11 protein-coding genes and 1 pseudogene are annotated in these 13,543 nt (G+C 39.8%); 10 read left to right on the forward strand and 2 right to left on the reverse strand.

The window, feature by feature from the left end; translation table 11 throughout:
- The 6 genes from ABZB17_RS12920 to ABZB17_RS12945 all read left to right on the forward strand — a co-directional run.
- On the forward strand, positions 1-295 hold a 295-nt coding region (locus ABZB17_RS12920), incomplete at its 5' end, for a hypothetical protein (protein ID WP_372650764.1).
- Between the two features lie 102 nt (positions 296-397).
- Positions 398-817: a hypothetical protein gene (locus tag ABZB17_RS12925; RefSeq protein WP_372650765.1), complete on the forward strand. Its 420-nt coding sequence runs from the start codon at positions 398-400 to the stop codon at positions 815-817.
- A gap of 186 nt (positions 818-1,003) precedes the next feature.
- Positions 1,004-2,113 carry an outer membrane beta-barrel protein gene (locus ABZB17_RS12930; protein WP_372650766.1) on the forward strand — a complete coding sequence of 370 codons (1,110 nt, stop codon included), beginning with the start codon at positions 1,004-1,006 and terminating at the stop codon, positions 2,111-2,113.
- 219 nt (positions 2,114-2,332) lie between these two features.
- Entirely contained in the window at positions 2,333-3,115 is a 783-nt protein-coding gene (locus ABZB17_RS12935; protein WP_372650767.1) for an alpha/beta hydrolase, read from the forward strand.
- A 241-nt stretch (positions 3,116-3,356) separates the two neighbouring features.
- The gene (locus tag ABZB17_RS12940; RefSeq protein ID WP_372650768.1) at positions 3,357-3,584 is read left to right on the forward strand and encodes a hypothetical protein; all 228 of its coding nucleotides are present in this window, start codon (positions 3,357-3,359) and stop codon (positions 3,582-3,584) included.
- A 177-nt stretch (positions 3,585-3,761) separates the two neighbouring features.
- The gene (locus tag ABZB17_RS12945; protein ID WP_372650769.1) at positions 3,762-5,381 is read left to right on the forward strand and encodes a DUF5597 domain-containing protein; all 1,620 of its coding nucleotides are present in this window, start codon (positions 3,762-3,764) and stop codon (positions 5,379-5,381) included.
- 30 nt (positions 5,382-5,411) lie between these two features.
- Here the strand turns inward: ABZB17_RS12945 and ABZB17_RS12950 are convergent, their stop codons facing one another.
- Together ABZB17_RS12950 and ABZB17_RS12955 are read right to left on the reverse strand one after the other, a co-directional pair.
- Positions 5,412-6,680 (reverse strand): replication-associated recombination protein A, encoded by a 1,269-nt coding sequence (locus tag ABZB17_RS12950; protein WP_372650770.1) that lies wholly within the window; start codon positions 6,678-6,680, stop codon positions 5,412-5,414.
- Positions 6,681-7,485: 805 nt separating this feature from the next.
- Complete coding sequence (locus tag ABZB17_RS12955; protein ID WP_372650771.1) at positions 7,486-9,462, reverse strand: tetratricopeptide repeat protein; 1,977 nt, start codon at positions 9,460-9,462, stop codon at positions 7,486-7,488.
- Positions 9,463-9,695: 233 nt separating this feature from the next.
- On the opposite strand from ABZB17_RS12955, the pseudogene ABZB17_RS12960 reads away from it, so the two are divergent.
- From ABZB17_RS12960 to ABZB17_RS12975, 4 genes and pseudogenes are all read left to right on the forward strand, one after another.
- A pseudogene (locus ABZB17_RS12960) lies at positions 9,696-10,259 on the forward strand (DNA-3-methyladenine glycosylase I).
- Positions 10,260-10,413: 154 nt separating this feature from the next.
- On the forward strand, positions 10,414-11,616 hold the full coding sequence (locus ABZB17_RS12965; RefSeq protein WP_372650772.1) for an aminopeptidase C: 1,203 nt from the start codon (positions 10,414-10,416) through the stop codon (positions 11,614-11,616).
- A gap of 169 nt (positions 11,617-11,785) precedes the next feature.
- Positions 11,786-12,685 carry a hypothetical protein gene (locus ABZB17_RS12970; RefSeq protein WP_372650773.1) on the forward strand — a complete coding sequence of 300 codons (900 nt, stop codon included), beginning with the start codon at positions 11,786-11,788 and terminating at the stop codon, positions 12,683-12,685.
- An 84-nt stretch (positions 12,686-12,769) separates the two neighbouring features.
- The coding region (locus tag ABZB17_RS12975) for a glycosyltransferase family 2 protein (protein ID WP_372650774.1) at positions 12,770-13,543 on the forward strand (774 nt) is incomplete at its 3' end.

The following is a 13,543-nucleotide window of genomic DNA, read 5'->3' on the forward strand; positions in this document are numbered from 1 at the left end:
GATATTGAATTTCCTGCGCGACAAATTCATTAATAAAGAAGCAACAAAGAAAAAGGAGGAAATTTCCGATTTGCTCATCATCCTGAACAAATTATTCTACATCTCTGGATTTGGGTTTGTAATCGCTAATATTTTTCAGTTTTTACTATCCCAGATTGATAGTCGTCACCGTAACATGCCGTCAATGAATTTCAGAGGCGAATGGGAATATTTAACATTTGGTATTATCATCATTTTTGTGGGTATTGGCTTTAAAGTGGCCAATAAGATTTTACAAAAGAACAAAACGGAATAGATGTCGGCTCAACAAAAAGGAGAATATTGTATTGCCCGTTTCGCATCGTGCACAAGCATTACTACAAGTTTGAAAAAACGACATAAAACGCACTGAAAGCAAATGAAAAAATTATTACTGTTAGTAGTTCTATCCGGCATTTTTTACTCGTGCGGGAATAAGGCGGAAAAATTGCTTACGTATTATGACTGGGAAATTGTAAAGGTGATCGACCTAAAAACAGGAGCCATTAATCAAACCGAAGATGACAACGCGAAAATTTGGAATTTTGCTTCCGATAATACCTATCAGTATAGAACCAAAGTTGAAAGTGCCGAAAACCTTGTTAAAGGCGATTGGCAACTAAATAGCTTCAACTTGCTAATTCATAACGAGTTTGATTCGACTAATATTTATATTGAGAAAATTAATACCGAGGCCATGATTTGGTTAGTAGAAGGAAACGATTCCTTACGGTTTTATCTCAATTCAAAGGCAAAACACTTTGATGTTCCCGATTTTCCAAACATGAATAGACAATAGAAATAAGAGAAGCCAGGCCTTGGCGTGGTTTAACTTCAAACAAAATTTTTAACCAATTATTATTACGTGATGAAACTAAAAACATTAATACTTACACTATTAACGTTCGTAACTATTGAATCCTATAGTCAAATAGATTTTGAAAAGGGGTATTTTATTGATGAATCAAATCAAAGAACAGAATGTTTGATAAAAAACGTTGATTGGTATTACAATCCAACCGGTTTTGATTATAAACTAACTCCGGATGGGCCTGTTGAAGAGGCAGACATTCAATCGGTAAAAGAATTTGGCATTGGTGATTTAACCCGATATGTAAGGGCCGATGTAAAGATTGATTATTCGGGTAACAGCATCAACGAATTGAGCACGAACAAAAATCCGGAGTTTAAGCAGGAACTTTTGTTTCTTAAGGTGCTTATTGATGGAGAGGCTTCTTTGTTTCTTTATAATGGTACCAATATTACCAGGTTCTTTTATAAGATGAAAGATTCTGATATAAATCAATTAATATATAAGCAGTATTTGGTAGATGATGGGTATGCGCATAATTATACTTTCAGGCAACAGCTTTATGCCGACATGAAATGCAAAACGATGGAAGAACGTGATTTTACGGCTATCAAATATGTAGAAAACGATTTGAAACGAGTATTTACAAAGTTCAATAGTTGTACAAATTCCGATTATATCAGCTTTTATGAAACAAAACAACTAAAGGATTTTTTTAATCTTTCGTTAAGGCCCGGTGTAACTATGGGTAAGCTATCGATGGAAAATTCGGAATCAAGTTTAAAAAATACTGATTTTGGTAATTCGCTTAGTTTCAGGCTGGGAGCTGAAGCTGAATTTCTTTTATCGTCGAATAAAAACAAATGGGGCATTATAGCCGAACCAACTTATCGTTATTATAAAGCTGAACAAACCAGCGAATCAAGCCTTTCGGGAGGAGTTCTTATATCAAAAGTTGATTACAAATCAATTGAATTGCCGGTAGGAGTGCGACACTATTTTTACCTGAATGATCAATCAAAACTATTTGCGAACATTGTTTATGTTTTTGATTTTGCATTTAATTCATCGTTGAAAAACACCAGAAATGATGGCTCAATAGCCTCTACCCTTGAGTTGAAATCGAGAGGCAATTTCGCTTTTGGAGCAGGTTATAAATACCAGGATCGGTATAGCATTGAAATAAGATATAACACCAATCGCGATACGATGAGTAATTACGTTGTCTGGAACTCGGAATACAGTAGCTTAAATGTAATTTTCGGAATCTCATTGTTTAACTAACAAGCCCGCAATGGCCTGCTTTGTATAAATACACTGTTGAAACCATTTGAAACCGTTTTTGTTATAGCATAAGTATCAGTAATTTAATCTCGAAATATGAAATGTGTAACAAAAAACTCTTGCCCTAAGCATTTTCTGTTAACCGTTCTGGTTGGCTTATTGCTGCAACCCGCATTTAAGGCACGGTCGCAAAATTTCGTACTAAAAAACACGGAGACTGTGCAATTAAAAAATGAATTAACCGGCAGAGATCATGAACTGATTATTTTTCTTCCGGACAGTTACAATAATTCAAAAAATAAAAAATATCCCGTGTTTTATTTTTTAGATGGTTACTGGCACATGCCCTTGCTTTATTCAATCTACGGAAACTTACGGTATGATAATGTAATTCCTGAAATGATTATGGTTGGCTTATCTTATCCGGGCGAAAATGTAAATTATGACAGTTTAAGGATGCTTGATCTGACGCCAACAAAATGGTATGAGTTTAATCAGAATACTGGCGATGGGCCCGGATTTCTTCAATTTCTTGAAAAATCGGTTATTCCAACTATTGAATCAAATTACAGAGCAGACAAATCCATTCGGGCATTGGGTGGACAATCTGCAGGAGGACTTTTTTCGCTTTATGCCATGTATTGTAATCCGGAACTTTTTAAACGGTATATTGCAATAAGTCCCGCGGCGATGTGGGGCCAGAACTATTTATTCCTAACAGATAGTGCCTATTCTAAATTAACCAATGAGTTGCCTGTCAGGCTTTTTCTCTCGGCGGGGGGAGATGAATATCCGGCTTTTCGCGATCCCATTATTCGTTTACAAAAGCAAATTGAGAGTCATCAATACCAGGATCTCTCATTGCTAAATTTCGTTATTGAAGGAGAACGCCACACAGGGGTAGCGGCAGAGGGATATACCCGGGGATTAAGATGGATTTTCAAGGATATGGCACCAACCGGACCAAGTGGTTTGGCTAAGGCTTTTGGAGAAACTGAGTGATGGTATTCGTTTATGTTATGAAATGAAATCGTTTTGCACCGTTTCCCATTGCAGCTATAATTCATTACTTGTTATCGGTCTCAAGATTTTCTACTTCTGGCAAACTATGGTTTTAAATCGGAAAATCGTACCGATTTTCAATTGCAACAGAATTATACACAAACGGTGAGCATTATGCGAACAAACCATTGAACACTTTCAATTGCACTCTTGTAATATAAAAAGCAATAGTAGTACAAAAATGAAAACAGCATTAAATCCGAAGGTGGATATATACCTGATCGACGGTTGTATGCGCTGTAAATACGATGGAACACTTCAGTGCAAAGTAAACGATTGGGGGAAGAGCTGGAATTGCTTCGGCAAATTATTTTGGAAAGCGCTTTATCCGAAGAAATTAAATGGCTCATTGTTTATGCAGTTAAGTAATTGTTCTCCGCTCAAACCTACCTTTCTGAACCTTTTGTGAAATCTTCGTTGAGGGGCATAACCCGGAGTCTCAAACATTATTAGGTATAGCGATGAAAATGTTACATTTGAGCTATATATTATTTTTAATTAAAAAGGTTGGTGTTACATGAAAGGAATTGTTTTGCAAATTGCACCCGGTTTAGTATTGCCATCCTTGTAATTCTAGTTATACAGAATGAATACAACAAAAATTGCAATTATCCTGTATGTTCTACTCCTGCAAATTCAGTTCGGATACACACAGCACAAAATTCCATACCTGGAAAAGTCGGGAGATAAAACACATATAGTTGTTGAAGGAAAACCATTTATTGTTTTAGGAGGAGAATTAGGAAATTCATCTTTTACTTCAGTAGAATATATGAAACCACACTGGGAAAAGTTAAAAGCGATGAACCTAAATACAATTCTCGCACCTGTTTATTGGGAATTGATTGAACCCCGGGAGGGGCAATTCGATTTTGAATTATTGGATGAGCTTTTGGCAGAGACCCGAAAAAACGATATGAAAATAGTTCTCCTTTGGTTTGGTTCGTGGAAAAACAGCATGAGTAGCCATGTGCCATCCTGGGTAAAACAAAACCAAGCCAAATATCCAAGAGCTATTGATGAAAGAGGGGTTAGCCAGGAAATATTAACCCCATTTAGTGAAAACAATCTTCAGGCTGATTTAAATGCTTTTAAAGCATTAATGAGCCACATTAAAAAAGTTGATGGTGAACAGCAAACAGTAATTATGGTGCAGCCTGAGAATGAAATTGGAATGTTACCATCGGCAAGGGATTATCACCCATTGGCCAACCAGCTGTTTAAAGAACAAGTGCCCGCCGAACTATTGGACTATTTGCAGAGTAACAAGAAAATATTAGTTCCTGAATTTTTGAGTATCTGGAGAAAAAACGGCTATAAAACACAAGGCAGCTGGGAAGAGGTTTTTGGTCAGGGCTATGCAACTGATGAATTATTTATGGCCTGGAATTTTGCCAAATTTACCGAAGAGATAACCAGGGCAGGAAAAGAAATTTATCCATTGCCCATGTATGTGAATGCTGCCTTGATAAGGCCGGGTAAAATTCCCGGAGAATATCCCAGTGCCGGCCCACTACCTCATTTAATGGATATTTGGAAGGCCGGAGCACCTTCTGTTGACATGCTTTCGCCTGATTTCTACACACCTGACTTTGAAAAATGGAATGACCTTTATGTTCGCCAAAATAATCCGCTCTTCATTCCCGAACATCGTTTCGATAACACTGTAGGTGCAAAAGCACTATTTGCAATTGGTCATTACGAAGCGATCGGGTTCTCCCCATTCTCAATCGAGAGTGGCATAAATACGGAACTGGCGAATGCTTATAAATTAATCGAGCAACTTAATCCTTTAATAACTGAAAATTTTGGTAGGAATAGCTTGGAAGGTGTTTTACTCGATAAAGATAAAATACTAAGTACAGTGGTTTTGGGAGATTACGAATTTTCGTTTAAAAACAGTTACACATTAGGCTGGGAAGCAGGAGCCACAAAAGATGTTTGGGATTCAGGAGGCGCTATAATTATTCAAACCGATACAAATGAGTTTTATATTGCCGGATCAGGAGTTGTAGTTACGTTTAAAAACTGGAAGAAAAGAAACAAAATAGTTGGCATTTTAAAGTGCGAGGAAGGTTATTTCGAAAACGGTGAATGGAATGTATTACGACACCTTAACGGAGATCAAACTCACCAGGGAAGACACGTACGAATAAGCCATGGAGATTATTCTATTCAGCGAATTCAATTGTATGAATATGAATAAAACGAGTGCCTAATGACAAATGTCGAGTGACTAAAACCGATTCCCCCACCACTTCTTCAATCGCTCCAGAATTTTCAGTTCAGATGCGTTGTTTTGCGGCTGGTAAATACGGTTGTTTTTAATCTCTTTCGGTAAAAAATCCTGCTCCACAAAGTTGCCATCGTAGGCATGTGCATATTTGTAATCTTTGCCGTAGCCAATTTCTTTCATCAACTTGGTAGGTGCATTTCGTATATGTAACGGCACCGGAAGATCGCCCGTTTGTTTTACCAGTGCAATGGCATTATCGATGGCTTCGTAGGCTGAATTACTTTTGGGCGAGGTAGCCAGGTAAATCGTACATTCAGATAAAATAATACGCGCTTCGGGCATCCCGATTTTATGCACGGCATCGAAAGTGTTTTGTGCCATCAGCAGACCATTCGGATTGGCCAGACCAACATCTTCGGCGGCCAGTATCAGCAAACGGCGGGCAATAAATTTAATGTCTTCGCCACCTTCAAGCATGCGTGCGAGCCAGTACACCGCTGCATCCGGATCGCCACCACGAATACTTTTTATAAATGCCGAAATGATATCGTAGTGCATTTCGCCTTTCTTATCGTATATCGAAAGGTTTTTCTGCAGCTTGTCGGTTACCTTTTTATTGGTAATAACTATGTTGTCGCTGTCTTCGCCAAGTGTAACCAGTTCCAGCACATTTAGCAGTTTCCGGGCATCACCGCCCGAGTAACGCAATATCGCCGAATCTTCGCGCAGTGTTATCTTTTTCTCTTTAAGTAAGGTATCTTTTTTTGCAGCTTGTTTAATGATCTTTAGCAAAGCAGCTTTATCCAAATGCTCCAGAATATAAACCTGGCAGCGCGAAAGCAGAGGAGAGATCACTTCGAACGAAGGGTTTTCCGTTGTTGCACCAATCAATGTAATGGTACCATCTTCAACAGCACCCAGCAGTGAATCTTGTTGCGATTTGCTAAAACGGTGTATCTCGTCGATAAAAAGTATCGGATTTGGGCGACTGAAAAACTGCTGTTTTTTGGCCTTGTCAATCACATCGCGAATATCTTTTACGCCCGAGTTTATGGCACTGAGGGTGTAAAACGGCCGGTCAAGTGTATTGGCAATAATGCGGGCTAAAGTGGTTTTCCCCACTCCCGGAGGCCCCCACAAAATAAGTGATGTTATTTTACCCGAATCGATCAGTTTGCGCAAAACAGCATCCTTCCCAACAAGATGTTCCTGCCCGATGTAGTCGTCTAAAGTTTTGGGTCGTAAGCGTTCTGCTAATGGCTGATTCATAATTCAAGTAAAAAGTATAAAGTCAAAATGTGACGAGGCAAAAGTAAAAAAATACAAGGTAAAAGTATAAAGGCAAAAGTAGAAAGTTGAGAACAGCTACGAGTTACAAGTTTCAAGAAGTGAGCGTCTGGCATCCAGGTTACAAGATTCAGAACTGCTGCTTATGAGTTTAACAATTCAACAATTTATCATTTTTGTAATGACCAATGTCCAGTGACCAATGACCAGTGACCAATGACCAGTGACCAATGACCAATGACCAATGACCAATGACCAAAATTATTTTGCCGGCAGCCGGGCTTTCCGCTAAAGTTGCCACACCTTTTGCTATGTTCCAGCAAAGGCTGTAGGGGAGCTTCCTTTGGTCGCTCCCAATAGCCGGTTGTCACAAAGCAAAAGCTGCGGCAAGCTACCGCTACAATCCCTGCCGGTTGGCGGTGGCGCTGCTCAGCGGATAATTATTTTTTTGTTATTGCACCGTGCAAAAAACACTAACTATCACTCGTTGCAAACGAGCGTAGAAGACAAAGTCGATAAAGGTTGTCCGAACCATTTTTACACCGCTGCCGAGCTGAAAAAACTGAAGTACGAAAAGGCCTGATAACAGGGCTTTTCGGAAGCATACAAAAAACACACTACGTTTTTGTAAAAACGTAGTGTGTTTTTTTAAAAAAGACGTGTGTTTTTTGTAAAAATGTAAGCATGTTTTTTTGCAAGGATAACTATTACATTGGTTTTCCAATGACCAATGACCAATGACCAATGACCAATGACCAATGACCAATGACCAACCTCCCTTTAATACCTAGTTGCAATATCGTTTTATAATATTGTAAGCCCCATCGATTCCAAGTTCACCGGCGCGACTTAAATCCAAAGCACCGCCTTCAATATCATCAAGGAAAATTTTTGTAAGGCCGCGGTTAAAATAAGCTTCTGCAAATTCCGGCTCCAAATCAATGGCACGATTTAAATCTTCCACAGCGCTGCGGTATTCACCCAAACGTAATTTTATAAACGCACGGTTGTAATAGCCAAAAAAGAAATCGGGATCAAGAAACAGCGTCACCGCATAATCATCAAGAATTTCCTGATATTCAACCACCGATGGCTTTTCATTGCTGTCATCCTTAATCTTTCCCTCGTTTAATGTCAGCGAATTGGTTGAACCCATTCCGGCCAAAAGCTCCACCTGTTCTTTTAGCTTATAGCGTGTGTTGGCACGCGTAAAGTAAGCCAACGAGTTTTTTTCATCCAAAGCTATCGCTTTATCCAAATCGGCAAATGCACTGTTGTAATCGCCCGTAAGACTGTAAAAAATACCTCGGTTTAAATAGTTGTGCGCATTTTCCTGCACCTCGATTTTTTCATTAAAAAACAAGATGAAATTCTCGAAAACCGACTGGTAAGTGGTTACCGGTTTATTCGAAATGGAGAGCAACGGATTGTAATTGTTCTCGGCATTTAAATCATCAATTACCACGTTGTAATACTGGAAGCGCTCATAATCCACAGCGTTTTTCTCAAAAGCCGAGATAAAGAACATGGGCTGCAGGTCGATAACAATATTTTTATTCTGAATGCGGCCATCGTCAACCTCTTCCACTTCCTGTGGAATATCGCGGGTGTCTTCAATCACTAAATCCATACGCATGCGGCGTCGGCGTCTTTCAGCTTCCATTTCTTCTTTGCGTTTTTGCTCATCCGATTTCTGATCGGCAACCGAAGCTTTGTTTTGCTGCGCCGATTGTTGCTGATTGTTTTGTGCCAGCGCCTGCTGATTTGCCTGCGAGTTTTGCTGACTATTGTTTTGCGACGATGATGAATTCTGCTGTTGTTTTTGTTGCTGCTGTTGCTTTTGTGCCAGTTGTTCGGCATCAATTCGTCGTTGGCTAAAATCGAATTGCGGATTTAACTGGGCTGCAATTTGGTAGTCCTGTTCATAACCGGGACGGTTTAATATTTCGCGGGCCATGGCACGGTTAAAATAGGCACTGGCCATTTCCGGGTTCAGCTGTATGGCCATATCGTAATCCATTATGGCACTTTCGTAATCCTCAAGTTTGTGCTTTACAATACCCCGGTTATTAAAGGCAAGCGCATTTGTTGCATCGAAGCGAATACTTTGGTCGTAGTCGCGCAATGCTGATGCATAATCTTCCAGCTCAAAACGCGCCAAACCGCGGTTTAGGTAAGCGGCAGCATAATGTGGCCTGATGATAATTACCTGGTTTAAATCGCTGATGGCTCCTTTAATATCTCCGCTTACAATTTTGGCGTTACTTCGGTTCATCAGGGCATGTGTCGATTTTGGGTTTACCTCAAGCGCCTTGTCATAATCTTCAATGGCTCCTTCAAGGTTTTTCAGTGCCAATTTTGCAATTCCGCGGTTGTTGTATATCGATTCATCAGACGGATCAAATTCCAGCGCCCGGTCGTAATCCTCAATAGCACGACTGTAAAGCCTGAGGTTGTGATAGGCCATCCCGCGGTTGTTGTAAGCGCGCGGGTAATAAGGTTTTATTTCAATTGCCTTATCGTAATCGGCAATGGCGCCGCGGTAATCTTCCAGCGAATGTTTTGCCATTCCGCGGTACAAATACGCTTCTGCCAAATAGGGCTTAAATTCAATTACAATATTAAAATATTCGATTGCCCCAGTGTAGTTGCCAATTGAAATGCGCGTTCTTCCCACCCTGATAAAATGGTTGATATTCAATTGCGCTTCGGCCAGGAAACTCATCGACAACAAGAGTGCAAAAAGTATGGTAAGTTTCTTCATGATTTTAGTACAGTGTATTTAGTCCCGAGTATTAAGAGTATCAAATTTTGATCCGTTTTTGTTGTTTGCAGAATAATATCATTATTTGAAATTTTTACACGAATACCTCTTGTCTCATTACTCATTACTGAAATCTCATATTCTTTTTTCTAAACAAACAAAAATAGTATTTTCATAGTTGGAAGTAATATGTTGTTAGGTTTTTTAACGAATAGCCACTAAAATCTAAAATTATGTGTAAACGCTGCGATTGGGGAACAAAAAACGAGTTGATGATTAAATATCACGATGAAGAATGGGGAGTGCCGCTTCATGATGACGATAAATTGTTTGAATTCTTTGTGCTGGAGGGCTTTTAGGCCGGATTAAGCTGGCAAATCGTGCTGAACAAACGCGAGAATTTTCGAAAGGCATTCGATCATTTTATCCCGCAAAAAGTGGCTCAGTATTCCGAAAATAAAATTCAGGAGCTTATTCAGGATAAATCAATTATTCGCAACCAGCAAAAGATAAGGGCTTGTGTAAATAATGCGCAACGTTTTCTTGAAGTGCAAAAAGAGTTTGGCACCTTTGATCGTTACATTTGGAAATTTACGGATTACAAGCCGATTATAAATAGTTTTAAAACGCTTGCTGAGTTGCCCGCCAAAACCGAACTGTCTGACATGATTTCGAATGACCTGAAATCGCGTGGATTTAAGTTTGTCGGATCGACTGTTATTTATGCTCACATGCAGGCTACAGGCATGGTGAATGACCACCTGATTGACTGCTTTCGTTACCACGAAGTTCAGTAACTTTAGTCACATAAAAAATTACATAACTTTTAATCTGAAAAACGAGCTCTAATTTTTATTAAGTCTACCTTAAATTCTCTTTTCTAAAAAGAATAAATTGTTAATTTTGACGCTAATTCAAAAAAAAGAGGGGTAATAATTTAATAATTAATTGATGAAGTTGCGTTTTATTTTTACCGTATTAATTGCGGTATTTACACTTAGTGTATTTGCGGAGAATGATAAAAAGGAGGAGGAAACCGGTTATGTTTTTGAAGACGAGATTTCATTAGCGGCCACGCCTGTAAAAGACCAATACCGTTCGGGTACATGCTGGTCGTTTTCTGGTCTTTCATTTCTGGAGTCGGAAATGATGCGCCTGGGAAAACCAGAGGTTGACCTTTCAGAAATGTTTGTTGTATGGCATACTTATTCAGTAAAAGCCCAAAAGCACGTACGTGTGCATGGTAATCTGAATTTTTCGGCAGGTGGTGCTTTCCACGATGTTACCAATATGATTGCGAAATATGGGATTGTTCCGGAATCGGTTTACGATGGTTTAAACTACGGCGAAGAAAAACATGTGCATGGCGAAATGGATAATGTATTGAAAGACCATGTTGACGCTGTTGTGAAAAACGGTAACCGAAAACTGAGCACTGTATGGCACGAGGCTATTGAAGGTACCCTGAACTCGTATTTAGGCGAGTTACCACAAAAATTTGAATACGAAGGAAAACAATATACACCACAAAGTTTTGCCAGCGATTTTGTTGGATTGAACATGGATGATTATGTAGAGATTACTTCGTATACACACCACCCGTTTTACGATAAGTTTATTCTGGAAGTTCCTGATAACTGGTCGTGGGATGAAGTGTACAATGTTCCACTTGAAGACCTGGAAAATATTATCGATTATTCGCTGAATAATGGATTAACCATTGCATGGGCAGCCGATGTCAGCGAAAAAGGATTTGCCACCAGTAATAAGGGTGTGGCTGTTTTGCCGGCCGCTCCGGACGAGAACATGGATGATGCCGAAATTGCAAAATGGGAGGCTCTGCCACAAAAAGAAAAAGAAAAAGAACTGTATAAACTGGACAACCCGGTACCTGAATTGGTAGTTACTCAGGAAATGCGCCAGAGAGCCTTTGATGATTACGAAACTACCGACGACCATGGAATGCATATTATCGGAACAGCAAAAGATCAGGAAGGACGTACCTTTTACAAAGTGAAAAATTCGTGGGGCGATTACAATAAATACGATGGTTATTTCTACGCCTCGAAACCTTACGTGAATTACAAAACTATGTGCATTATGGTGCACAAAGACGGCATACCCCAAAGTATAAGAGAAAAACTTAAACTTTAATTTTTAAGCCCTTCAGTTTCCCTGAGGGGCTTATTTTTTTTTCTTCCCCCATGTTTTTTCATAGAGCACATCGACAGCATTAAAAAAAACGTTTACATTTGGTATATCTTAACTACTTCTGAAGAAAGGGTCTTCTTCACGGGAAAAGATAAAAAGGTGTAAACAATCAATGAAACGATTACTTATTATTTTACTTGTATTCACAAGTACACTACAAATTGTTTCGGCTCAGGAAGACTGGTCGTGGTGGAATGATGCGCACGGCTGGGAAACCGGTGATCCGGGCTGGCGAAGCTGGCTGATTATTTCGCCCGCTTACCTGGGGCCAAATGCGCTGCCTGTACCGGAGCTTAAGAAAGGTTTTATTGAAGGGCATATGGAGTTGGAGCTGACCGTTTCGAGCCACTTTCTTTCGGGCGATCCAACCCAGGATATTTCGGGGCGGGCGTACATTCCTTTTGTACAAAACAAAATTGCAGTTGAAATGTATGGCGTGTTGTTTGAACATTATGCTTACACCGAAGAAATACGTGACGAACGTTTTTCGCGCGATAAAGACGGAAAAGGTTATGCAATCGGCGATTTTTATTTTTCAACGCTTATTCAGCTTTTTAAAGACCGTGCTTTTCCGAATACCTTGTTTCGGGCCATATTAAAAACCGCTTCCGGAACCAACTTTAAAGGTGCCCGTTATGCTGATACGCCGGCTTATTCATTTGATTTTAGTTTCTCGAAAGATTACGGACTGTCGGAAACACTGCTCGTTAGGCCGCATGCCATGTTGGGTTTTTACAGCTGGCAAACCAACGATGAGCTGAACCTGCAAAACGATGCACTACTTTATGGTGCAGGTGCTGATTTTCAGAAAAACAACTGGCGTTTTACCCCATCGTGGACGGGGTATCTTGGCTATAAAAATAATGGCGACCGACCTATGCAATTGAATTTGGAGTTCCGCAAAGAATACAATAAAAAAGCAATTTCAATAAAATACCAGCACGGATTACACGATTGGTTGTATAAAACCATACGTTTTTCATTCATTTGGAAACTTAATGGAATTGGGTAGGTTATCGTAAAACAGAATTTATACCTTTACGATCGCAAAATCAAGGTTGTATTTCATGCAGCTTCAAACAGATTAAAACAGATCATGAAAAAGCTTTCACTCGTAATTTGTGTTTGGAACGAAGAACCAAACATTAAACCATTATCGGAGCAAATAAAGGCCGCACTCGAAGGAATTGACTACGAAGCGATTTTTGTGGATGACGGATCAACCGATAATACACGTCGGGAGATTCGGAAAATTAACGACGACAGGTTTTTACTGGTTGAGTTAAAACGGAATTACGGGCAAAGTTCGGCGCTGCAGGCTGGAATTGATCAGGCAGAAGGCGAATTTGTAGCCTTAATTGATGGCGATTTACAGAATGATCCGGCAGATTTACCAATGATGCTGAGAATGATCGAAGAAGAGGAGTGGGACATGGTGGCCGGTGTGCGTGCCAACCGAAAAGATGGCATGTTTTTGCGTAAAGTACCGTCAAAAATTGCCAATTATCTCATTCGCCGTGCTACCGGAATTTATATGAAAGATTTGGGGTGTACCCTAAAGATTTTTACCAACGATACCATAAAAAGCATTCATATTTATGGCGAACTTCACCGCTATATTCCGGCGCTTGTAACGCTTGAAGGTGCCACAAAGATTACGCAGGTGGATGTGAACCATCGTCCGCGCGAGTTTGGAAGCTCAAAATACAACCTCAGTCGTACAACCCGCGTAATGAGCGACCTCGTACTGATGGTTTTCTTTAAGAAATACCTGCAACGCCCAATGCACTTTTTCGGCAACATCGGTATTTTTACGCTTGCAATTGGGGTGCTGATTAACATTTATCTGCTCATACTCAAAGTTTTGGGC

This window comes from Draconibacterium sp., from assembly GCF_041583095.1.
GTDB lineage: Bacteria > Bacteroidota > Bacteroidia > Bacteroidales > Prolixibacteraceae > Draconibacterium.